General features: G+C 66.8%; 17 protein-coding genes. 13 read left to right on the plus strand and 4 right to left on the minus strand.

The window, feature by feature from the left end:
• Nucleotides 1-241: 241 nt before the first annotated feature.
• The 11 genes from rsmH to ABXH26_RS19895 all read left to right on the plus strand — a co-directional run bounded on the left by rsmH (nucleotide 242) and on the right by ABXH26_RS19895 (nucleotide 13,195).
• On the plus strand, nucleotides 242-1,198 hold the full coding sequence (gene rsmH, locus ABXH26_RS19845) for a 16S rRNA (cytosine(1402)-N(4))-methyltransferase RsmH (RefSeq protein WP_353568850.1): 957 nt from the start codon (nucleotides 242-244) through the stop codon (nucleotides 1,196-1,198).
• 3 nt (nucleotides 1,199-1,201) lie between these two features.
• Nucleotides 1,202-1,543, plus strand: coding sequence for a hypothetical protein (locus tag ABXH26_RS19850; protein ID WP_353568851.1), 342 nt, complete (start codon nucleotides 1,202-1,204; stop codon nucleotides 1,541-1,543).
• Between the two features lie 9 nt (nucleotides 1,544-1,552).
• Nucleotides 1,553-3,475 (plus strand): peptidoglycan D,D-transpeptidase FtsI family protein, encoded by a 1,923-nt coding sequence (locus ABXH26_RS19855; RefSeq protein WP_353568852.1) that lies wholly within the window; start codon nucleotides 1,553-1,555, stop codon nucleotides 3,473-3,475.
• On the plus strand, nucleotides 3,475-4,977 hold the full coding sequence (locus ABXH26_RS19860; protein WP_353568853.1) for a UDP-N-acetylmuramoyl-L-alanyl-D-glutamate--2,6-diaminopimelate ligase: 1,503 nt from the start codon (nucleotides 3,475-3,477) through the stop codon (nucleotides 4,975-4,977). The genes ABXH26_RS19855 and ABXH26_RS19860 overlap by 1 nt, the downstream gene beginning before the upstream one ends.
• Nucleotides 4,974-6,338, plus strand: a complete 1,365-nt coding sequence (locus tag ABXH26_RS19865) for a UDP-N-acetylmuramoyl-tripeptide--D-alanyl-D-alanine ligase (protein ID WP_353568854.1) — start codon at nucleotides 4,974-4,976, stop codon at nucleotides 6,336-6,338. The genes ABXH26_RS19860 and ABXH26_RS19865 overlap by 4 nt, the downstream gene beginning before the upstream one ends.
• Nucleotides 6,338-7,558: a phospho-N-acetylmuramoyl-pentapeptide-transferase gene (gene mraY / locus ABXH26_RS19870; protein WP_353568855.1), complete on the plus strand. Its 1,221-nt coding sequence runs from the start codon at nucleotides 6,338-6,340 to the stop codon at nucleotides 7,556-7,558. The genes ABXH26_RS19865 and mraY overlap by 1 nt, the downstream gene beginning before the upstream one ends.
• Nucleotides 7,558-8,853: a UDP-N-acetylmuramoyl-L-alanine--D-glutamate ligase gene (murD, locus tag ABXH26_RS19875; protein WP_353568856.1), complete on the plus strand. Its 1,296-nt coding sequence runs from the start codon at nucleotides 7,558-7,560 to the stop codon at nucleotides 8,851-8,853. The genes mraY and murD overlap by 1 nt, the downstream gene beginning before the upstream one ends.
• A gap of 45 nt (nucleotides 8,854-8,898) precedes the next feature.
• Nucleotides 8,899-9,768, plus strand: coding sequence for a LysM peptidoglycan-binding domain-containing protein (locus ABXH26_RS19880; protein WP_353568857.1), 870 nt, complete (start codon nucleotides 8,899-8,901; stop codon nucleotides 9,766-9,768).
• Nucleotides 9,769-9,790: 22 nt separating this feature from the next.
• Nucleotides 9,791-10,939, plus strand: a complete 1,149-nt coding sequence (locus ABXH26_RS19885) for an FtsW/RodA/SpoVE family cell cycle protein (RefSeq protein ID WP_353568858.1) — start codon at nucleotides 9,791-9,793, stop codon at nucleotides 10,937-10,939.
• 69 nt (nucleotides 10,940-11,008) lie between these two features.
• The gene (locus tag ABXH26_RS19890) at nucleotides 11,009-12,784 is read left to right on the plus strand and encodes an ABC transporter ATP-binding protein (RefSeq protein ID WP_353568859.1); all 1,776 of its coding nucleotides are present in this window, start codon (nucleotides 11,009-11,011) and stop codon (nucleotides 12,782-12,784) included.
• A gap of 51 nt (nucleotides 12,785-12,835) precedes the next feature.
• A complete protein-coding gene (locus tag ABXH26_RS19895; protein ID WP_353568860.1) occupies nucleotides 12,836-13,195 on the plus strand; it encodes a hypothetical protein in 360 nt (119 codons plus the stop codon).
• Nucleotides 13,196-13,240: 45 nt separating this feature from the next.
• On the opposite strand, the gene ABXH26_RS19900 is transcribed toward ABXH26_RS19895, so the two are convergent.
• Nucleotides 13,241-14,161 carry a carboxylesterase family protein gene (locus ABXH26_RS19900; protein WP_353568861.1) on the minus strand — a complete coding sequence of 307 codons (921 nt, stop codon included), beginning with the start codon at nucleotides 14,159-14,161 and terminating at the stop codon, nucleotides 13,241-13,243.
• 42 nt (nucleotides 14,162-14,203) lie between these two features.
• Nucleotides 14,204-14,410: a hypothetical protein gene (locus ABXH26_RS19905; protein WP_353568862.1), complete on the minus strand. Its 207-nt coding sequence runs from the start codon at nucleotides 14,408-14,410 to the stop codon at nucleotides 14,204-14,206.
• 116 nt (nucleotides 14,411-14,526) lie between these two features.
• Here ABXH26_RS19905 and ABXH26_RS19910 point away from each other — a divergent pair, with 116 nt between their 5' ends.
• A complete protein-coding gene (locus tag ABXH26_RS19910; RefSeq protein ID WP_353568863.1) occupies nucleotides 14,527-14,760 on the plus strand; it encodes a hypothetical protein in 234 nt (77 codons plus the stop codon).
• A 116-nt stretch (nucleotides 14,761-14,876) separates the two neighbouring features.
• Nucleotides 14,877-15,683 (plus strand): hypothetical protein, encoded by an 807-nt coding sequence (locus ABXH26_RS19915; RefSeq protein WP_353568864.1) that lies wholly within the window; start codon nucleotides 14,877-14,879, stop codon nucleotides 15,681-15,683.
• A 160-nt stretch (nucleotides 15,684-15,843) separates the two neighbouring features.
• Here ABXH26_RS19915 and ABXH26_RS19920 read toward each other — a convergent pair whose 3' ends face one another.
• Together ABXH26_RS19920 and ABXH26_RS19925 are read right to left on the minus strand one after the other, a co-directional pair.
• Nucleotides 15,844-21,441 carry a beta strand repeat-containing protein gene (locus ABXH26_RS19920; protein WP_353568865.1) on the minus strand — a complete coding sequence of 1,866 codons (5,598 nt, stop codon included), beginning with the start codon at nucleotides 21,439-21,441 and terminating at the stop codon, nucleotides 15,844-15,846.
• Nucleotides 21,442-21,852: 411 nt separating this feature from the next.
• Nucleotides 21,853-23,397 carry an aldehyde dehydrogenase (NADP(+)) gene (locus tag ABXH26_RS19925; RefSeq protein ID WP_353568866.1) on the minus strand — a complete coding sequence of 515 codons (1,545 nt, stop codon included), beginning with the start codon at nucleotides 23,395-23,397 and terminating at the stop codon, nucleotides 21,853-21,855.
• Nucleotides 23,398-23,401: the final 4 nt, after the last annotated feature.

Consider the following 23,401-nt stretch of genomic DNA (forward strand, 5'->3'; position numbering starts at 1 on the left):
GCGGCGACCGGTGATTTCCCAGGCTGAGCGGAAGGAGCAAATCGGGACAGCGCTCCTTTCGCCGATTACCCCGCGTGTCCGTGCCGGTTTCCATGGCTGGTTTGCGGCACGGACCGCGGAAATTTTTCCAAGGAAAGCTCCGCATCCGCCTCTCGGGACATTGGCGGCTCCGGAGCCTCGCAAAACGGTTGTCCGCCCTGGTTTCCATGGCTGGTTTGCAGGGCGGCGACCGGTGCCTTTCATGAGCGAGTCTGCCGATGGCGGCGCTTGCGACTACCACATCTCCGTTTTCCCGGAGGAAACGAAGCTCCACATGGCCGCGGGGCCGGGGAAGTTCATCATCGATGGCACCCTCGGCGGCGGCGGCCACAGCGAGGCATTCCTCGAGAGCGGAGCCCGCGTGCTCGGCGTCGATCGCGACCCCGAGGCCATCGCCTATGCCAGCGCCCGTCTGGCTCGCTACGGCGAACGCTTCCGCACGTGGCACGGGAATTTTGCCGATCTCTGTGAAGACCCCGGGATCCAGGGGGGAGAGCGGGCCGACGGTCTGCTTCTGGATCTCGGGGTCTCCTCCCACCAGCTGGATGCCGCCGAACGCGGCTTTTCCTTCATGCGCGAGGGCCCGCTGGACATGCGCATGGGGCCGGGCGTGGAAACAACCGCCGCCGAGGTGGTCAACACCTGGCCGGAGGCCGAGCTGGTCCGCATCCTGCGCGAATACGGCGAGGAACCGAAGGCGCGCCGGATCGCCGCCGCCATCGTCCGCCAACGGGCGGAGCAACCCTTTTCCACCACCAGCGACCTGGCCGGCTGCATCGAGAGGGCCATCGGACGCCACGGTCGCACCCATCCCGCCACCCGCGCCTTCCAGGCCATCCGCATCGCCGTCAACGACGAGCTCGGATCCTTGAAGAAAGCGCTGGAGGCCTCCGTCCAACTGCTCAAGCCCGGGGGGCGATTGCTGGTGATCACCTTCCACAGCCTGGAGGACCGGATGGTGAAACAATTCATGAGGGACCGCTCGCGGGAGTGGATCGACCAGCCGCAGTGGCCCGAGCCACGGCGGAACCCCGACCGGGTCTTCCGGCTGCCACAGTCGAAGGCGATCGCCCCGACCCCTGATGAAATCCAAGTCAATCCCCGGGCCCGCAGTGCGAAACTGCGGGTCGCCGAGCTTCTGGACCCTGCTGAAATCTAAGCCATGAACCGACGCAAATCCGAACCCCGGAAATCGAATCTCCCCGCCTTCATCGCACTCGGACTGCTCACCGCCATCGCCACCACCGGCGGGGCCATGCACGCCATTTTCCGCAATGGCCAGATCAAGGCCGAGCGCAAGATCAGTGACGCCCACAAGCGCATCGAGGACCTCCGGGCCGACATCCAGATGGTCGAGGTCCGCCGCGAGCGCCTGATGGACCGCTATGAGATCCGCGACCAGCTCGCGATGATCGATTCCCCCCTGGTGCCGGTGACCTACCAGGTGGTGGAACGCGTCGAGGATCACCCGGTGGATCCGATGCCGGTCGCCGCCCGCCCCTGACCTTTTCTCATGACCCGGCGGAACTTCCAGCGTCGCTGCCTGCTGCTGTGCTCGATCTTTGTGATCGGGCTCAGTCTGCTTTCAGTGCGGCTGATCAAGATCCAGCTGCTGGACCGCCAGAAGTACCGCGAACGTGCCCGCGCGGCCTACGATCGCAGTGAGGTGCTGCCGGGCTTGCGGGGGAAAATCGTCGATCGCAACGACGAGGTGCTCGCCAAGAGCATCGGCCTGAGCACCATCATGGTCGATGCCATGCTGCTCGATGATCCGGTGGTGGTCGTGCGCGCGCTGGCCTACGAGCGGGCCTCGAACGAGCCTGGCTGGGAGCAGCTCAGCAGCGACGAAAAGGCCCACAAGGTGAAGGCCTACCGCAGCATCATCCTCGAGGAGGAGCGGGAAAAGCCGCACATCCTCGTCGATCGCCACCTCGCCCGGGCCGTCGGCCTGCTGGCCCGTCCGCTCGGCCTCCGGCGCGAGGAATTGAGGGCCCGGATCGAGGGCCCGCTCTCCAAGGGCCGGAAATACTTCCCCATCGCCAAGGACCTCACCGAGGACATCGCCGATTCGATCCGCGAGCTGATCGAGCGCAACGACCTCAAGGGCTTCCGTTTCGAGAACAGCATCAAGCGCTGGTACACCTCCGACATGCTGGCCGCGCACGTGATCGGCTACACCAGCGAGGAGGAGGTCAAGGACGACCGTGGCAAGGCGAAGTTCGTCCAGGTCGGCAAGTTCGGCGTCGAAGCGGCGCTGGAGGAATACCTGCGTGGCCGGGACGGGCGCTGGGACCACCTCAACATTCCGATGCCCGGGGAAAAGGGCAACATGGTGCCGCCGGTGCACGGCCTCAACGTCCAGCTCACGCTCGACATGGGGATCCAGGCGATCGTGGAGGAGGAGCTCGATGCCGGGATGAAGGAATTCGTGAGCCAGCGCGGCTGCGTGGTCGTGCTCGACCCGCACACCGGCGGGCTGCTGGCGATGGCCAACCGCCCCTGCTACAACCTGAACTCCAAGGAAGGGCTCAGCGAAGGCGCCCTGAACTATGCGCTCCAGGGGATCTACGAGCCGGGTAGTACTTTCAAGGTGGTGGCCGTCTCCGGCGCGCTCAACGAACGGCTGGTCACCCCGCAGACCTCGATTTTCTGCCACAATGGCTACCTGGCGGAGCTCGATATCGAGGACTCCCACCCCTATGGCATGCTGACGGTCGATGGAGTGATTCAGAAATCGAGCAACATCGGCGCGTGGAAGCTCGCCCGCCAGCTCGGGGCCGAGCGGTTCTACGATTACGCCCACCAGTTCGGCTTCGGCCAAAAAACGGGCATCCTGCTGAGCGACGAATCGTCCGGGATCGTTCGCAACACCTCGCGGGTCAAGGATTTCAGCCGGGCGGCCTATGGATACGCCCTCAACGTCACGCCGCTCCAGGTGGCGGCCGCCTACTCGGTGATCGCCAACGGCGGCACGCTCTACAAGCCGCGGGTGGTCGACTCGATCATCGCCCGCGACGGCACGGTGCTGGAGCGGTTCGAGCCGGAGGTGGTGAGGCGCGTGGTTCGCGAGCAAACCGCGCTCCAGGTGCGGCATGCCATGCAAATGGTGGTGGAGCCGGGCGGCACCGCCACCCAGGCCGCGGTGGAAGGATTCAAGGTGGCGGGAAAAACCGGCACCGCCCACAAGGTCCGCCCCGACGGGCGCGGTTATCTCCAGAACAAGACCGTCTCGTTTGCCGGCATGATGCCCGCCGCCGATCCGGCCTTTGTCTGCGTGGTGGTGATCGACGACCCGCGCACGACCGAGGTGAGGCACTTCGGCGGCACCATCGCCGCCCCGATTTTCGCGAAGATCGCCGCGCGCCTGGCGACCCACCTGCACTTGACTCCGACCGAGCCGGTGGCTGACGAGGACCTCGCCGCCACCGAACACTGATGAAGCTCCGAGACGCCATTTCTGAAATCCGCAAACCCCTGGTCCAAGGCACCTTGGAAGGGGAAATCACCTCTGTGACCGCCGACTCCCGGACCGTCGAGGAGGGCGGGGCCTTCGTGGCCGTACGGGGCGGCCAGGTCGACGGGCGGCGTTTCATCGACGATGCGGTGCGCCGCGGCGCGGTGGCCGTGATCGCGGATTCTCCGCCGGAAACGGGAGCGCCGGCGGGGGTCACCTGGATCCAGGTGAGCGATACCCGCGGAGCCCTGTCATCGATCGCCGCCCAGCTGGCCGGCCATCCGTCGGCGGACATGAAGATGGCCGGTGTGACGGGAACCAACGGCAAGACCACCATCGCCTTTCTCATCCACCACCTGATGCGCGCCGCCTGGCACCGCGCCGGGATGATCGGGACCATCCGCATCGATGACGGCGTGGAGGAGGTGAACGCCAGCTGCACCACGCCCGATTCGCCGGGAGTCCAATACCTGCTGGCGCGCATGGCCGGAAACGGCTGCCGCGGCACCGCGATGGAGGTCTCCTCGCACGGCATCGACCAGAAGCGCGTCGCGGACGTCGCCTTCGACGCCCTCGTTTTCACCAATCTCACCCAGGACCACCTCGACTACCACGGCACCATGGAGGCCTACGCCGAGGCAAAGTTCTCGTGGTTCGAGGCCACCGCGGCGAATCCTCAGGGCAAGAAGCCGGCGGCGGTGATCAACGTGGACGACGGCGCCGGCGCCGAGCTGGCCGAGCGGCTGGAGGGGAAAATGACGGTGGTGCGCTACGGCTTCGGGCTGCACACGGACATCCGCGCGCTCGATTTCCGCCAGTCGCCCCGCGGCATGGAGCTGAAGCTCGAACTACGGGGAAAGCAGTATCTCGTCCGCGCGCCGCTGATCGGCCGCTTCAATGCCTACAACATCATGGCGGTGCTCGGCGCGGTGAAGCCGCTCGGTCTCTCGTTCCGGGCCGCGGTTTCCGCCCTGGCGGATGCCCCGCAGGTGCCCGGCCGCATGGAAAACTGCGGCACGCGGGATGGCGTCACCGTTTTCGTGGACTACGCCCACACCCCTGATGCGCTGGAGAACGCGTGCCGTACGCTCAAGGAGCTGGAGCCCAAGCGGCTGATCACCGTGTTCGGCTGCGGCGGCGATCGCGACACCGCCAAGCGCCCGCTGATGGCCAAGGCCGCCGCGCGCCATTCGGACGCCTGCATCATCACCTCCGACAACCCCCGCAGCGAGGACCCGGAGGAAATCGTCCGCCAGATCGAGGGCGGCATGGGGACGGCGCGCTACCGCACCGTCACCGACCGCGCCGAGGCCATCCGCATTGCCGTCCATGCTGCGGCTCCGGGCGACATCGTGCTGATCGCGGGCAAGGGGCACGAGACCTACCAGCAGTTCGCCGACCGGACGATCGACTTCGACGACCGCAAGGAGGTGAAACGCTCGCTGGCCGCGCGGCCGGACCCTGAGGAAAGGAGGCGCCCGTGATCGCCACCGAGGCAAAAACCTTGGCCGAAGCCTGCGGCGGAGAGGTCGTGGCCGGCGATCCCGCCCGGGTGGCGGAGACGGTATCGACCGACACCCGCACGCTTGAGCCGAAGGCCTGCTGGGTCGCGCTGAAGGGCGACCGCTTCGATGCCAATGCCTTCGCCGGCCAGGCCGCGGCCGCCGGCGCAACGGTGCTGGTGGTGGAAAAGCTCGACGGCCCGGTGCCGGAGGGAACCACGGTGATCGTCGTCAAGGACGGCCTGCTGGCGCTGCAGAAGCTGGCGCACTGGCACCGCATGCGGCTCAAGCTGGAGGTCGTCGGCATCACCGGCTCGAACGGCAAGACCAGCACCAAGGATTTCACGCGCACCGTGCTCGGCACCCAGTTCGAGACGATGGCGACGCGGGGCAATTTCAACAACCACATCGGCGTTCCGCTGACGCTGCTTTCCATCGAGGCAGGGCACCAGGCGGCGGTGGTCGAAATGGGCATGAACCACGCGGGCGAGATCGCGCCGCTGTGCCAGATCGCGCGCCCGCGGATCGGCATCATCACCAACATCGGCACGGCCCACATCGAGTATCTCGGCAGCCGCGAAGGCATCGCCGAGGAAAAGGGGGCCTTGGCCCGCGCCTTGCCGGAGGATGGAGCCCTGCTGGTCCCCGCCGGCTGTGACTTCGCCGATTATTTCAAGACCCGCACGCACGCCCGGGTCATTCCGGTCGGCAACTGCCGGGGCGTGGTCCGGGCCGAGAACCTGCGCCAGGACGGCATGCGTTCGCAGTTCACCCTGGTCGTCGAAGGCCGCCCCGTGGGCGAGGTGAACCTGCCGGTGATCGGCCGTCACATGGTGAAGAACGCGCTTTTGGCCGCCGGCTGTGGCTGGTTCCTCGGCGTGCCCTTCGACAAGATCTGCCAAGGGCTCAGCGGCACCATGCTGACCAGCGGCCGGCTGCGCCGTTATGAAACGGGCGGCGTCACCGTGTTCGACGACACCTACAACGCCAATCCGGAGTCGATGACGGCCGCGATCGACACCCTGGCCGAGGTTCCGGTCGCGAATGGCGGTCGCCGCTTCGTGGTGCTCGGACGCATGGGTGAGCTGGGCGAGCACGCCGCCGAGGCGCACCCGCGGATCGGCCGCCTGGCCGCCGAGCGTGGCCTGCAGGTGGTGTCGGTGGGCGAGGGGGCGGAGGGGATTTCCCGCGGCGCTGGCCGGGGCGAACATTTTCCGGATGTCGATGATGCCGTGGCCGGCCTGGCGGGCCGCTTCCGGCCGGGCGATGTCGTGCTTTTCAAGGCCAGCCGCGGGGCCGCGCTGGAACGTGTGATGAACCGGGTGTTTCCCCCTGAAAACTGATGCTCTACTGGATCTACGAATGGTGGCGGGCGGCCTTCGAGTCGGAAGTCGCGGCGAACAAGGAAGGCCTGGCCCATGCGCTGAGCTTCCTGAACCTGCTGCAGTACATCACTTTCCGCGGCGCGGTGGCCTGCCTGATGGCCTTCGGCCTGAGCATCGCGGTGGGCCCGCGGGTGATCCGGCGGCTGATCTCGCTGAAGGTCGGTCAGCCGATCCGCACCGCGGAGGAAGTCCACAAGCTCGCCGAGCTTCACGGCGGCAAAGTCGGCACGCCGACGATGGGCGGCGTCCTCATCCTCGGGTCGGTACTCATTTCCACCCTGGTCTGCGCCCGGCCGCTGAACCCCTTCGTAGCCGTCTGCGCGTGCTCGATGGGGGCGCTCGGGCTGCTGGGCTTCGTGGACGACTACACCAAGGTGAAGCTGAAGAGTTCCGATGGCGTCAGCGCCCGTCAGAAGCTTTTCTGGCAGCTGGTGGTGGCCGTCGTCGCCAGCTCCTTCCTGTATTTCAAAACGGAGATTTCGGGTTTCGGCGCGACGCCCGAGATGGCGGAGCGGCTCGGCTACCAGCCCGGCTACCTGCTGGGCGGCGAGCCGATGAAGTTCAGCCAGGTGAGCTTCCCGCTGTTCAAGGGCCCGATCATCGACCTCGGCTTTCTCATCATCCCTTTCTACGCGGCGATCATCATCGGCTGCTCGAACGCGGTGAACCTGACCGACGGCCTGGACGGGCTCGCCACCGGCTGTACGATCACCGTTTCGCTGGCCTACGCGGCGCTGGCCTACCTCGCCGGCCATCATTTCATGGCCAACGACTACCTGACGATTCCCTACAACCGCTTCGTCGGCGAGCTGTCCGTGTTCCTGCTCGCGCTGGCCGGCGCGGGCTTCGGCTTCCTGTGGTTCAACTGCCATCCCGCGAAGGTCTTCATGGGCGATACCGGCTCGCTGGCCATCGGCGGCGCGCTCGGCACTGCCGCGCTGTGCGTGAAACAGGAGCTGCTGTTGGTGATCATCGGCGGCGTGTTCGTGATGGAGGCGCTGTCCGTGATGCTCCAGGTCGGCAGCTTCAAGCTGCGCCGCAAGCGGATCTTCGCCATGGCGCCGATCCACCACCACTTTGAACTCCGCGGCTGGCATGAAAGCCAGGTGATCATCCGCTTCTGGATCCTTTCCATCATGCTGGCGCTGGCCGGCATCGCCCTTCTCAAGATCGTCTGATGACCCTCACCGGCACACGCGTGAACATCCTCGGCGCCGGCTCCAGCGGCCGCGCGGCGATGGCGCTCGCCCTGCGCGAGGGCGCGGAGGTGCATGTGTTCGATGCGGGAAATCCCACCGGCCTGCCGGAAAACGTGACCGTGCACGGCGGGGCGACCCCCGAGGGCGCCGAGCCCTGCGATGTGCTGGTGGTCAGCCCCGGCATCGATACCTATGGCCCGCTGGTCGGAGCGTTCGCGGATGTGGCCGGGGAAACGATCGGCGAGATCGAGCTGGCCTGCCGCTACTATGAAGGCCGTATCATCGCCATCACCGGGACCAACGGCAAGACGACCACCACCGAGCTGGTCGAGCGCTTGCTGAACGTCGCCGGCATGTCCGCGGTGGCCTGCGGCAACTACGGCGTGCCGGTCTGCGAGGTGGTGATGCGCGATCCCCAGCCGGAGGTGCTGGCGCTGGAGGCGAGCTCGTTCCAGCTCGAAACGATCGTGGATTTCCGCCCGGACGTGGCGGTCTGGCTGAATTTCGCGCCCGACCATATGGACCGATATCCGGACGTGGAAAGCTACCGGCGGGCGAAGCTGCGGGTGTTCGAAAACCAGGGCCTCACCGATACGGTCGTGGCGCGTGCCGGCGAGGATCTTCCCGAGCTGGAGGCCCGCCAGATCACCTTTTCCACCGAGACGCGGGATGCCGACTGGTGGTCGGATGGCGAGACGCTGTTCCTTCACGGCGAGCCGGTGTTCAACCTCCGCGAGGGCTCCCATCTGCGCGGTCTGCACAACGCGGAGAACGCCATGGCCGCGCTGGCCGCCTGCGAGGCGATCGGCGTTTCCCGCGACAAGCTGCTGGCGGCCTTCGACGGCTACGCGCCGCCCCGTCACCGCTGTGAGCTGGTGCGCACACTCGACGGCGTCGAGTGGCTGAACGACTCCAAGGCCACCAACCTGCACGCCCTCGAGAGCGCGCTGCGGTCCCAGAACCGACCGGTGGTCCTGATCGCCGGCGGCAAGGAAAAGGGCCTCGACTACACGCCGGTGCTGGCTTTGTTGAAAAGGCACGCCGCCGCCGCCGTGACCTTCGGGCAGATCGGCTCCAAGCTGGGCCAGCTTTTCGCGCAAGCGGTGCCGGTCGAGACTTGCGGCACGCTCGCCGAGGCCATCGTCGCCGCCCAGAAGCGCGCGGTGCGCGGTCAGGTCGTCATTCTTTCCCCGGGCACCTCCTCCTTCGACCAGTTCACCGGCTACGAGGAGCGCGGCGACGCGTTCTGCCGGCTGGTCAACGAACTCCGCTAACCCTCACACCCACCCACACCCCTTATGAGAAACCAACGCCTCTCCGTGAAGCGTCGCACCGTGAAGAAGAGCAAGTTCCGCAAGCTCTTCGCGAACGTTTCCAAAAAGAACAAGCGCCATCGCGCCACCACCGCCGCCGCCATTTCCCCGGAGGAGCTGGAGGGCGACGTGCCGAACCTCGGCATCGGCAAGGCGCTGCTGGTCATCCTGGCGATCCACGTCGTGGCCATCGGCGGGATCTTCTATCACAGCTACCGCCTCGACCGCTCGAACGAGCCGGAGCAGGCCAGCACCGCCACCAAGCGGGTGGTGAAGGCACCCGGCAACGAGCTGGCCGAGAGCGCCGCGATCCGCGTGACGCCCTCGATCGCCCGCGCCGTCGATCCGACCCAGGACGAGGTCCTGCCCGTGTTCCGCGCGTCCGACCAGATCTATTCGGCCGGCACCGGTGATACCTACGCGACCATCGCCGAGCGGTTCGGGATCGATGAAATGGAGCTGCGCGCCGCCAATGACAACATCCCGCTGCGCCAAGGCCGCCGCCTGCGCATTCCGCCGAAGTCGATCACCGCGGTGGAGCCCGAGGAAATCGCCTCCCTGCGCGTGGTGCCGGCCCCCGAGCCGGAACCGGCTTCGGCCCGCGAGGCACTCGACGAGCTGGTGGCCACCGATGCCGCCGTGGCCCTCGACCGCCAGGTGGCCGAGGCCCCGAAGGCGGTGCCGGTCCCGCACGCGGCCTCGACTCCCAAGCCGAAGCCGGCCTCCGGCAAGGGCAGCTACAAGGTCAAGTCCGGTGACACCTTCTGGAGCATCGCCAAGCGCAACGACGTCCCGGTCAACCGCCTGATGGAGGCCAACGGCATCACCGACGCCCGCAAGCTTCGCGTGGGCATGTCGCTCGTCATTCCGAACTGATTTCGCCCCGTATCCACCCGTCATGAACCGCTATCTCAGCTTCATCCTCTGCGCCGGTGTCGCCGCGTTGGTGGCGCTGGGATTGATCATGCTGGCCAGCACCAGCGCGTGGGTGAACGGGCAGGAGGAGCCCTACCACTTCTTCTGGCGCCAGAGCGTGATGGCGGTGGTCGGCATCGTCGGCGCGATCTTCCTGGCGCTGGTGGATCCGTCGCTGCTCCGGCGGTTCTGGCCGTGGCTGCTGCTCGGCGGCTGTCTGCTGCTGAGTCTTTGCTACGTCCCCGGCGTGCGGCTGGACCTCAATGGCGAGACCCGCTGGATCAAGCTGCCGGGCCTCGGCCAGTTCCAGCCTTCGGAAATCGCCAAGTCGGTGACGATGATCGCCCTCGCCGGCTGGTTCGCGCGCTGGCAGACGGAGATCCCGACCTTCTGGAAGGGCTTCGTGGTTCCCGGGCTGATCCTCGGTATTCCTTTCGCGTTGATCTTTTTCGAGACCGACATGGGCACCGCCGTGGGCATCGGAGCGGCGGGCTTCGCGATGATCTTCACCGCGGGCGTGCGGTTGATTTATCTGATTCCCACCGTGCTGCTCGGCTCCGGTGCCTTCGCCTTCCTGGTCCGCACCAATGAGAACCGCTGGTCGCGGATCGAGGCGTGGCTGGATCTGGAAAACCCCGTCCACCAGCTCGACAAAGGCCTCCAGCAGTGGCGCGCGCTGCTCGCCTTCGGCAATGGCGGCGTGGAGGGCCAGGGCCTCGGCAACGGCTTCGAGAAGTTCGGCCACCTGCCCTACGCCCACACCGACTTCATTTTCCCGAACATCGGCGAGGAGCTGGGCCTCTACGGCACGCTCGGCACGGTGCTCTGCTACGTGGTGATCGCCATTGCCGGCACCGGCATCGCGGCTTATTCGACGAACGTGTTCAACCGCTGCCTCGCGATCGGCCTGACCGCGGTGATCGTGGTCCCGGCCATGCTCAACATCGCCGTGACCACCGCCGCCCTGCCGAATACCGGCCTGCCGCTGCCCTTCGTCAGCTACGGTGGCACCAACCTCGTGTTCACGCTGGCGTCGGTGGGCCTGCTGTGCGGCATCCACCGCCGCACCCGCTACGAGGAAAAGCCGGCCGGCGTCCTGAGCACCAGCCAGACGGCGGACCTCCGGCTGTGACGCGTTGAAGTCCGCGCACGCTTGGCCCCGGCGTTGACGCGGGAGGTTCCATGGTCTCCCATCGCGCCGATGCCGAAGGACGAGGGAAAAGGATCGCGGTTTTCCGCGGACGGGCTGCGGTGGGTGCTTTCGTATCTGAAGCCGCACCGAGCGGTGTTCCTCCCGTCGATGCTGGCCTTGTTCATCACCGCCGGGCTGGCGCTGGCCTTCCCGTGGTTCATGAAGGAGTTGTTCGGAGGCACGGTGGAAAAGCTGCGCAACGGCATTTCGGCGGAAGCCGTGCTGGCGGAGGCCAATCGCGTGATCCTCGCCCTGCTGGTGGTGCTCGCCGTGCAGGCGATCATCGGCTTTTTCCGCGTCCAGGGCTTCATCCGCTCCGGCGAGTCGGCGCTCAACGACCTGCGCAAGGACATCTTCGGCCACCTCCTGCGGCTGCCGGTCCCGTTTTTCCAGGAGCACCGCTCCGGCGCGCTCAGCAACCGCGTTTCCGCCGACCTCGGCACGGTGCGGGAGACGCTGATGACCACCCTGCCGCAGGCCGCCCGTCAGTCGGTCACGCTGGCCGGCTCGATCGTCATGGTCTTCGTCTCCTCGTGGAAACTCTCGCTGGCCATGATCGGTTCGGTGCCGCTGGTCGTGCTGGCGGTCGCGATCGCCGGCCGCAAGGTCCGCGGACACTCGAAGGCGGCGCAGGACGCGCTGGCCGAGGCCGGCACCGTCATCGAAGAGGGCGTGCAGTCGATCTCCGACGTCAAGGCCTTCACCAACGAACCCTTCGAGGAAAAACGCTACGCCACCTCGCTGGACGAGTTCTATCGGGTGACGCTGCGCGGAGCCCTGGCGCGGGCGAGCTTCCTGGCCTTCGTGATCTTCGTGATGTTCGGCACCATCGCCGGCGTGACCTGGCTCGGGGTCCGCATGATGGTCGATGGCCAGCTGACCGAGAAGCAGTTCTCGGGCTTCATCCTCTACAGCGTCTTCGTCGGTGCCTCGCTGGGCTCGATGCCGGAGATCATTTCGCAAATCCAGGCCATGAGCGGCGCGACCGACCGGCTGCGCGAAATCATGGGCCTGCCGACCGAGGCCGACGGCGGCCAGGCCGTCGAGCATCTGGGCGGCGCGCTCGCTTTCCGTGACGTGCATTTCCACTACCCGTCGCGCCCCGACCAGGCGGTGCTTGCCGGCGTGGACTTCGAGGTCGCGCCCGGCCAGCGGATCGCGCTCGTGGGGCCATCGGGTGCCGGGAAATCCACGGTTTTTTCCCTGATCCTCGGCTACTACCGCCCGGAGCAGGGTCAGGTGCTGTTCGACGGCCGCGACGCCGCTTCGCTCGACCTGCACGCGCTGCGCAAGGGCATCGCGGTGGTGCCGCAGGAGGTGATGCTTTTCGGCGGCACGATCCTCGAAAACATCGAGTACGGAAAGCCGGGAGCCAGCCGTCAGGAGATCATCGAGGCCGCGAAGCAGGCCAACGCGCATGCTTTCATCGAGGAGCGCGAACAAGGCTACGAAACCGTGGTCGGCCCGCGCGGCGTGAAGCTCTCCGGTGGCCAGCGGCAGCGCATCGCCATCGCCCGCGCGATCCTCGCCGATCCCCGTGTCCTGCTGCTCGACGAGGCCACCAGCGCGCTGGATGCCGAGAGCGAGCGGCTCGTCAATGAGGCGCTGGAGCGCTTGATGGTCGGCCGCACCAGCCTGGTGATCGCGCACCGGCTGTCGACTGTCCGCACCGCCGATCGGATCCTCGTTTTGAACCAGGGCAAGCTGGTCGAGCAGGGCAGCCATGACGAACTGATGGCCCACGGCGGCACCTACAAGGTCCTCGTTCAAACCCAGCTCGGCTAGGCTACCCGGATCTTGCCACGCCGCGCGTGACCCTGCCACACTCCGCCTCCGATGAGCGAATCCAGCCGAGACCACGGAACCCAACCTGTCGATGCCCTGATGGAAGCGTGGGGGCTGAGCAACCACGACATGGTCGATGCCTCGCCCGAGCAGCTGACCCACAAGCAGGTCCAGCGCGCCCGCAAGGGCCGGGTCCTCACGCTGGCAATGATGCAAAAGGTCGCCCGCACCCTGAACATCGCCGCCTGGTATCGGCTCAAGAAGGACGAGCGCGAGCAGTACTACGAGTATCTCCACCGCGATCTCTTCAACTATGCCAAGGGCCACGATCCCGACTTCCAGGATCCGAACGCGCCCCTGATGGAGGCCGTGAAGGCCCGCGGCGGCAAGATCATCAACCGGGAGCCCTGAACTCACCGGCCTTGCACGCCGGATCAAGCTGCGGGGAGGAAGCGGCTATTTCGCGCGGGTCTTCGAAAAGAGCCATTGCTGGAGTTTTTCATCGCGCAGTACCTGGTCCGCGATGCCGTGGTCGGCGCCGGGGATCTCGGTGTAGGTGATGTCGGCCTTCGCCTTTTCGAGCGCCTCGACCATTTCACGCGATTGTTCCACCGACACGGTTTCGTCCTTTTCCCCGTGGAAATTCCAGATGGGGAGCTTGCGGAGATCGCGGGCGTTGGCCGGGTTGCCTCCTCCGGAGATCGGGACCGCGGCGGCGAACAGCTTGGGTTCCTCGGCGATCACCGACCACGTCCCGAAGCCCCCCATGGAGAATCCGGCGACGTAGATCCGGTCTTCATCCACCGGCAGGTTTTCCGCGAGGTCCTCGGTGAGATCGATGATGTTTTCGGTGATCTCGGGGTTGCTCCAGAAAACCTCGGGCGGGCACTGCGGCGCGACCACGATGCACGGGCGGACCGCTTGGTTCTGAGGCGAGGCAAAGGTTCTCGGCAGTCCATTGACCTGCCTTTCGTTGTCGTCCCCCCGCTCCCCCACGCCGTGAAGAAACATGACCAGCGGCAGGTCCTTCCCCGCTTTGAAGGATGCCGGAGCCCAGATCTGGAACTTCAGGTCCTCGATCTCGCCTTTCACCCATTCGCCCTTGGCGAACTTCGCGTATTCGCCCAGCTCGGAAAGGTCCACCTGCCCGGCCGCGGCGACCTTTTCCCGGACGAATCGGGCATCCTCCTCGGAAAGCTTGGCGAGGGGGATGGAAACCTCCCGGCCACCCTTCAGCACCGTGACCGAGGTGTCATCGCCTCGCACGAAGTCCGCCTCGATCGTCCGTCCATCGGTCGAGGTCCACGTCCTCGCCTGCGCCGCCGAAGCCAGCGCCAGGACCGCCCAGCAACCCGCCGCCCTCATCCTGTCAGCCATTGTCTTCATCACCCTTCGCAGTCCCAAACGCGAAGCACGGCGTCAATTCGATTTCATGGCGCCGCCGGGGCAGGCGGCGCGCGAAAATACTTTTTCACCCTTAACCATTTCGTCTTTCGAAAAGCTTTCGGTTCCGCTCGATGGGGTGAATCTTGCCGGGTCCATCGGGATCTTTCGATGGAACCGGTCGGGGGGCCGGTCCTCGGATTCAGGCGCGAGCCGATCCCATGGAACGAGAACGAAGCGCATGGCTCCGGGGGGTGCCATGCGCTTTGCCGTGCCCGCGGCGCGCCGCCCGGAGACGGGGGAATTTCGCTTGCGCGCGGAGCTTGCCGGCGCCCGGTCGGCGGGGAAGAATCCGCTCCATGAAGTCATTCGAGGATGCCTTTTCCGAGCAGCGCACCGCCCTCGATCACGCGATGGAAGCCGGCTTGTCGCTGCAGCAATTCCGTTCCCGGCACGCCGAGCGGCAGTGGACCCGGGAGATCGGTGCCGAGCTGCAGGTGCTTCTGGACGAAATGACCCGTGCTGCCGACGAGCTGAGCCATGCCACCCGCGTGGTGGCGCTGAGGCATCGGGAAAAGCTCGGCGGTCAGTGAGCCGGGTTCGCTCAGATGTCAAAAAAAGCTGTCGGGTTTCCGGCCGCGAAGTCGCCAAGGGAGTCGCAGGGGGTGGTCTTGTTCCGCCTCGTGCGAAAACCCACGCCTTCCCGATCATGAAACCCCGTCACTCCCGCTTCACTCCCTCGATCCTTCCGTTCCTTCTGGTGGGCGCCGCCCACGCGGCATCGCTCGTGCTCGTGACCGGCGATGCCGGTCGGGATGCCGACCTGGTGGCGCACCTCGAATCCCTCGGGCATACCGTGACGACCGGAGCCTACGGGGCCATCGACACCAATCCGTCCGAGGTGGCCGCGCTGAACTCCGCCGACCTCGTCATCATCAGCCGGAACACCAACAGCGGCGACTATGCGAGCGGCGCGACGGAAGTCGCCGCCTGGGACTCGCTGACCACGCCCGTGCTGCTGGGAAATGCCTACATCGCCCGCAACAACCGCTGGAGTTATGTCGATACCGCGCTGATCCAGGCGGATTACGGCAACGACATCTCCGCGCCATCCGGGACCGCCACCGTGCATCCCTTGTTTGCAGGGCTGACGCCGAACACGATCGCCGATCCCGCGATTTCCGGGCTCGAAAAGTATTCGTTTTCCTCCAGCTCGGACATCCCTGATGGCGGCACGGTCATGGGCGATGGCATGACCATCGGGGTCCGCAACAACATCAGCTTTCAGAACGTGATCGTCGCCAGCTGGGAGGCGGGCGGCATGACCGGCAGCGGCAACCCACTGGGCAGCGACCGGTATTTCTACGCCTTGCCGGAGGACTTCAGCAGCTTTGATGCGAACGGCGTCCAGCTCCTCGACAACATCGTCGACGCCACCCTGGTGCCGGAGCCGGGAGCGGCGGTGCTGACCCTCACGTTTTTCGTGGCCGCGGGCCTGAAGCGCCGCCGCAGCTGAGATCCGCAGGTCGGCCGTTGCCGGCTTGGCAATCCGGCGCCCGCGTGCGGGGGCCGGGTATGGCCGCAGGCACGCCGCTCCTTTCCTCCGCTCCGATCACGGCATGAAAAAACCCGCCGCCCCCGAAGCGGAGCGGCGGGTGGGAAGGATTCGACGTCCTTTACTTCACCGCCTGCAGGCGGCCGAAGAATTTCGCCGAGCCGCCGGCCGGAATGGTGGCGGTCACGTCGTCCGGGTCGGTGCCGTTTTCGACCACGGTGAAGGTCACCCCGCCGCTGGTGCCATTGGCCGCGGGCACGGTCACGGTGGTCCAGCTGGCAAGGCCGGAGCCGTACTGAAGCGAGGCGGCCACGTCGCCTTCCGATGCATCGCTGCGCTTGAAGGTCATGACCAGGTTGTTGCCGGACTTGGCGGCCGCCGGCGCGATGGAGGCATCGCCCACCGACGGATCGCCGCCGAGGACGTATTCCAGCAGGTTGACGATCCCATCGCCGTCCGGGTCGGCCGTTTCCCCACGATCCGCGGCATCGAGGCCGTAGCCGAGGATCCAACTGTCGAAGCCGGTGACGGCGCTGACGCTGAGGCTCAGCAGGCCGGTGGTCTCGCTGAAGGTCCAGGTATTGGCACCATCGACCATGATGTGGGTCACGCCGTCGCCTTGCGCGGTGAAGCCGGCGAGGGAGAAGGTGACCGGGTCATAGGTCTTGGTGCCGGTGGCATCGACCAGCGTCCAGCTGTTGCCGTTGGCCAGCGAGGCCTGGCTGAGGTCGAGGTTGAAGGCGCCGTAAAAGTAGGCATTGCCGGCCCCGGTGACCTTGTTGGAGACGCCGTTGGCGCGCGGGGCGAAGGTCAGTGAGGCTCCGTTGGACAGGAGGATCGAGCTGCCGCCGGCCACGATGGAGTTGCCGGTGAAGGTGTTCGCGCCGCCCAGGGTGGTGATGGCATTTCCCGTGAAGGTCATGCTGCCGCTGGCATTGGCCACGAAGGAGGGGGCTCCTCCAAGCGTGCCGGTGTTTCCCACGCCACCGCCGGTCAGGGTGAAGCTGGCGGTGGTGTAGTTGATGCCGGGGTTGGTGACGGTGATGCCGGTCAGGTTGCCGTTGGCATCGATGTCCGCCACCGCGGTGGCTCCGGTGCCATCGCCGGTCACGGTGACCAGCGGGCGGCCGATGAAGCCACCGCCGCCGACCGTGACGCCGGTGGCGCTGATGCCGCTGCCGGCCGGGGTCTCAAGGGCCTGGCCGATGGTGATGGCGTTGCCTCCGTTATCGATCGTGCCACCGGCGGAGTGGACGTAGGTGTGCGTCAGTCCGTTGAGGAAGGCGGTGTTGGCGGCGTTGGCCTTCAGCGTGCCGCCGCTGAAGTTCAGCGTGCCGGTGCCGGCGCCCTGGGTGACCGCCTTGGTGGTGACGGTGCCGCCGAGGAGGTTCACCGTTCCCGCACCGGTGGCGTTGCGGCCGAGTTGCAGGCCGTTGTTGTCGGCCGCCAGGGTCAGGCTTGCGGTGCCGGAAACGTTGAGCTCGCCGGTGCCGCTTTCTCCCACCCACAGGCCGAGGTCCCCCGCGGGGGTCTGGTTGTAAACGGCGTTGCCCCGGATGTTCATCACGCCGCGGCTGTCGGCTCCGGCGCCGTTGGTCACGGGACCCGCCTGGGTGAAGGTGCCGCCGCTGAGGTCGAACGAGCCGGTCGAGGTGCCGAGACCGAGGGCGAGGAAGCCGCCGACGCTGGCACTGCCGCTGGTCTGGCTCATGCTGCCGTAGGCACCGTTCCGGCCCAGCGTCAGCTGGCGGTAGATGCTCAAGGTGCCGGAGTTGAACTTCAGCGCACCGGCGCCGGTGGCGTTGTTGCCCAGGTCGAGCGTGCCGCGGTAGGCGGCGGCGTCGGCGTTGGAGCAGTTGTTGTAGTTGACCGTCGCGCCATTGATCTCGAGCACGGCATTGGCGGCGGCGGTGTAGCCGATGACCGAGGTCAGCCCGTTGTTCGGTGTTCCGTCGTCGGCCTGGGCGCCATAGGTGCCGCCGTTGACCACCAGCTTGCCGGCATCCACCGCGAGGTTGGCGGTGGCGACGTTGGACGGGTTGGTCAGGGTCAGCGTGCCGGCGTTGCGCTTGACGATCCCGAGCAGGTGGGTGTGGGAGCCATCGTTGTTCCGGATCAGCAGGTTGGAAGTGACGTCATCCGGTCCATACCAGAAGGTCCACTTGGTGGCCACGGCGCCATCGTTTTGCAGGATCCCGGCGCCGATCGGCGCGCCGCCCAGGAAGTCCTGGTTGATGCCGACGATGCCGGCCTGGATGTCGAGGTCACCGCGGATGTCACCGCCGTTCAGCACCAGCTTCCCGGTGCCGGTCTTGATCAGGTCATAGCCGCTTCCGCCATCGCCCACCGCGCCGGCGTAGAGCGTGTTGGCGGCCACGTTGACGGTGCGGGAGGCACCGAGCGTCACGGCGCCATTGCCCATGTTCAGGGAATTGGAGCCGGTGAACATCACATCGGCGTCCCAGATTTGGGCCTTGGCGGGCGTCATGTCCACCTGGGCTCCGCTGGTGTTGTCCAAGGTTCCACCGGAGAGATGGAAGGTTCCCCCGGCGGCACCGAGGGCGGTCGGGCTGTTCAGGTTCAGGCCACCGGCCTCCAGATAAACGTCCCCGGTCAAGGTGTTGGCCCCGGCCAGCGTGAGCGCGGCGGAACCTTGCTTGTAAAGCAGGCCCTCACCGGTGATCGGGTGGGCGTAGGTGTCGGGCGAGGTGAGGTCGAGGATCAGCGTCCCGTCCTCGCCGATGGCGATCGACGAGCTCTCCGCGATCGAGCCCGAACCTGTGATCTTGAGGGTGCCTTCGTTGATGACCGTGGTGCCGGTGTAGGAATTGTCGGTGCTGAGGGTGACGGTTTCGAAGCCGTTTTTCACCACCGATCCGCTGAGGATGCCGAAGCCTCCGGAGCTGGAGATCGTGTAGGGCTCGAACTGATTGTCGAAGACGATCGCGCTCGGGCTGACGTCGGCGGCGAGGTTGACGGCGAAGCTGGTCGCCGAGTCGTCGAAGATCACGGGGCTGTTGGCGCTGAAGGCGATCGGGTCGCCGAGGTAGCTCCAGTTGTTCGAGGAGGTGTCCCAGTTGCTGCCGGACGTTCCTTTCCAAACCAAGGACTCGCCGGTGATGCGGATCACGATGGCCGAGCCGGTGTCGACCAGGCTGGCGGACTGGTTCGGATTGAGGTTCGGAACCGTGCCGAGCGTGAAGTGGGCGATGCTGCCGGCGAAATCGCCGTAATAGATCACCGGGTAGTCCTCGCCGCTGGTCCAGGCGCCGGAGGTGTTGGTGGCGTTGACGGTGATCTGCCCGGCGGCGCTGGTGGTGAGGGTGCCGGTGCCGGCGTCGATGTAGCGGTTCATCGTGGTGCCAGTCGCCTGTACATCGATCCTGGCCGCCCCTTGGAAGGTAAGCGTCTGGTTGATGTAGAGGGCGTTGGCGGTGCCGTTGCCGGACGTCACCGTGTTGGCGGCGTTGTTGGCGATGGTCAGGTCATCGATTTCCCCATAGCCGTCCAGCGCGCCCTCGGTCACCGTGACGGGCGTGGAAACGTCGGCATAGTCGGCGAGCGCGAGCTTGCCGCCACCGGTCACGGCGATGTTGGGGCTGCTGCCGAAGATCAGCCCTTTCAGCGTCAGCGTGCCGCCGGTCACCGCGGTGGGGCCGGTGTAGGTGCAGTCGCCGCTCAGGGTCAGGTTGCCGGCACCGAGCTTGGTCAGGCCGCCGTCGATCGCTGCGTCGTCGACGATGTCGCTGTGCAGCAGCGGCTGGGCGACGGTGACGTTGAAGGTGTTGGTGTCGAAGATTGCGCCGCCGTCGCGGATGTTGGCGCGATCGACGCCGGTGCCGTCGCCGAGGTTGAAGAAGGCTTCGTTGTGGGCCACGGGCCGGAGGGTGCCGCCGTTGAAATTGAACGTGCGGGTGCCGGTGGTGGCGGTGGAAACCACCGCGTAGGTGCTGATCGTGCCGCCATCGAAGTGGTAGGTGTTGCTGCTGGCGGCCGCGCCGGAGCGTTGGAGGTCGATGTTTCCGGTGCCTCCGACGGTCGTGCCATGGTCGCTGTAGCAGAGGATGTCGCCGCCCGTCTGGTGGACCACGTTGGCGCCCACCGTGCCCTCGGCGTTGAGTTTGAGGGAGCTGTTGGTGTTCAGCTTGAGGGTTCCGCCGTTGATGTTGAGCTCGCCTTTCGAGGTGTCCCACACGCCGACCCGCAGCCACTTGGTGGCGGTGGTGCCGACGTGGAGCGTGCCGCCGTCGAGCGTCAGCTTGCCGAGGTTGGCGGCGCCGGCGTAACCGAGCGTGAGGTCGCCGCTGCAGGTCACCACGGCGGTGCCGCTGATGGTTCCCGTGCCGTTGACCAGGGCGGCGTTGTTGTTACCGCGGCCGAAGGTGAGGCCGTTGGAGGTGAAGGTGCCGCCGGAGATGTTGAGGACACCGGAGCCGCTGTCGGCTCCGCTGACGTCGGAGCCGCCGACCCGGACTTCGCCCCCTGCGGTGAAGGTGCCGCCGGTCATGTCCATCAGGCCGGTGCCGTTGCGGTAGCCGATGGTGGTCTGGACGTTGCCGAAATCGACGGCGGCATCGGCACCGAGCACCAGGTGGCCGGAACCGCCCGCCCCGATCCGCTTGGCACCGGTGCCGGCGGAAACGAGCTGGGCCGTGTCGTTGAGGGTCACGGTCATGTCCGAGCCGGCGGACTCGCCGACGAGCAACGAGCCATTGCCGTTCACGGTAAAGGTCGAAGCGCCGTTGAGCGTGAGCGAGCCCTTCGGCAGGGTGGTGGCGTCCCCACCGTTGTAGCCCATGCTGACGTTGTCCGCGCTCAGCGCGGCACTGCCGTTGAGGATGATGTTGGAGGAAACCGCGCCAGCACCGTTGCCGCGGCCGAGGCTGAGCCAGTTCGCGACATTCAGCGAGCCGGCGTCCATGATCAGGGAGGTCTCGGTGCCACCCGTGGTGTCGAGGCCACCGACCACGAACTCGCCGCTGGAGGTGTATGCCCCGGCGGAAATCACGGTGGTGCCTTCTTTCAGGGCCGCTCCGAACGAGCCGCCGTAGGCCGTCACGCCCGCGGCCAGGGTGCCGCCTCCGGAAAAGGTGAGCTGGCCCGTGCCGGTTTTGTGGACGCTGAGGTTGGCGCCGTTGCTGGCATCGAAGGGCGCCGCCCACTGCCAGTCGCCACTGCCGGTGAAGGCGATGGCGTGGCTGCCGGTTCCCCCGAGCGCGGGGTTGGCGTCGGCATTCACGATGGCCGGGTTCGACGATTGATTGGTCCAGGTGTGGATCTGGCCGCTGGTGCCGCCGAGCGTGAAATTGAAGGTGTCGTTCCCGTCACCGAGGGAAACAGGCCCGGCACCGGCGGCGATGGTGAGGTTGTTGAAACGGGGCGACGCGGTATTGGCGCCGGAGTCGATGTTGAGGGCCGCGGTCTGGGTAGCGGTGACCTCGAGATTGATGCCGGGGTTTCCAATCGCTCCGCTGAGCGTCGAGTTGGTGGCCGTATAGACCAGCGACAGCGGCCCCGCCGGGCTGCCGGTCCACTGGGCGGTGTCCGGCGTGGCGGTGCTGGGGAGGACATCTCCGACCCAGTTTTCGGCCAGGCCGAGGTCGGTGCCGGTCGCGGACGGGCCGCCATCCCACACGACGGTGGCGGAAAAGGCGGTGGAGATGGCTGCCGCCGCGAAGACGGACGCGGGCAGCCAACGGTTGAACCGAGAGGGTTTCATTTGGGTACAATGGGTTTGGTTGAAGTTTCCATGGGAAACGATGTAAGTTCCCGGACAGAGGGGCCTGGATGGGTTGCCCGACATGCCTAAGGAACGATTCGTATTCAATCCCGACGACCTCCTCTGGCAAGAGATCATTATGCTCTATTTTCCACTCACCCGGGAAATCGGACCGGCGAAAAACCGTTGATGCATAAGATTGCAACGCTGCGTTGTCGTCGCAAATCGTTGACTATAATCGAATTGGGATAGCGAGGAAAAGGGTCTGCATGTCAAGAGGTGAGGCTGACATGAATCGATGCCTCCAAGTCAAAATAGGCGGGCATGACTTCGCTGGACGCCCCGGCGGCAAAGCGCCCGCCGGCGCCCTGCCGAGGGTGGGGCGGGCGGGCGCGATGGATAGCTGGGGAATCAGCCCTCGATACGGCGGATGCCGAGCGGGTTGGCCTCCCGCAGCTCCGGCGGCAGGGCGAAGTCGGGAAAACCCTGCCACGCCGCCGGGCGGCAGTAGCGGGTGATCGCCAAGGTGCCGACCGAAGTGCTGCGTCCATCCGAGGTGGACGGATACGGCCCGCCGTGGACCATGCTCGCGCAGACTTCCACACCGGTCGGGAAGCCGCCGAAAAGAAGGCGACCGCAGCGGGAGCGGAGAGCCGCGACGAGTTCCGGCTGCGCGGCCAGTTCGTCCTCGGTGGCGTGCAGGGTGGCGGTCAGCTGGCCTTCGAGGCCGGCGATTGCCCGGGTGATTTCCGGCAGCGACCCTCGGACCACGAGCGCGGCGGGACCGAAGGCCTCGGCCTGCAGGGCTTCGTCGCCGAGGAAATCGGTGGCGGACACCTCGAACAAGGCCGGCGCGGAGGCACCCTCGCCGCGGGCCAGCGTTTTGACCCCGGGATGGCCGGCGAAGTGCTCGCAGGCCTCGCCATAGGCGGAGGCGATCCCGGCCGTGAGCATGGTCGCCGAGCCGGCGGTGCCGATCATTTCCGAAAGCTTCGCCAGGAAGGCCTCGCCGGCATCGGTGGGCAGGAAGACCAGCCCGGGGTTGGTGCAGAACTGGCCGACGCCCAGCGTCAGCGAGCCGAAGTAGGCCTCGGCCAGCGCTTCCTCGCCCTTGGCGAGCGCGCCGGGGAGGATCACGAAGGGATTGACCGAGCTCATCTCGGCATAGACCGGGATCGGCTCCGGGCGCGCGGCGGCGAGCTCCATCAGCGAGGTGCCGCCCTGGCGCGAGCCGGTGAAGCCGACCGCCTTGATCGCCGGGTGGGCCACGACCTTGCGGCCGGTGCTGCGGCCGCCGCCGAAGAGCAGGGAAAACACGCCCTCGGGCATGCCGGTTTCCCGGGCCGCGGCGACGATCGCGCTGCCGACGATTTCGGCCAGGCCGGGGTGGCCGACGTGGCCGATCGCCACCACCGGGCAGCCGGCGGCGAGCGCGGAGGCCGTGTCGCCCCCCGCCACCGAGAAGGCGAGCGGGAAGTTGCTGGCGCAGAAAACCGCGACCGGTCCGAGCGGGACCAGCATCGCGCGGATGTCGGGCTTCGGCAGCGGTTGGCGGTCGGGCTGGGCGCGGTCGATGCGGGCATCGACCCACGAGCCGTCCTCGATCAGCCCGGCGAACATCCGCAGCTGGCCGCAGGTGCGGGCGGTCTCGCCGCGCAGGCGGGGCTCGGGCAGGCCGGTTTCGAGCGGGCCGCGGGCGACGATGTCCTCGACGCTGGCCTCGATCTTGTCCGCGATGGCGCGCAGGAACACGGCACGCTCCGCGCCCGAAAGCGCGGCGTAGCTGGGGAAGGCCGCGGCGGCGAGCGACACGGCCTTTTCCACCTCCTCATCGGTGGCGGCGAGGTAGGCCGGATCGAGCTTTTCGCCGGTGGCGGGATTGACGGCGGAGGTCCAGGCCTCGCTGCCGGTGGAGCGGGCGTGGCCGATGAAGGAGGTGCCTTGGAGATCGATCATGCTT

Source organism: Haloferula sargassicola (assembly GCF_040362925.1).
In the GTDB taxonomy this organism is placed as follows: domain Bacteria; phylum Verrucomicrobiota; class Verrucomicrobiia; order Verrucomicrobiales; family Akkermansiaceae; genus Haloferula; species Haloferula sargassicola.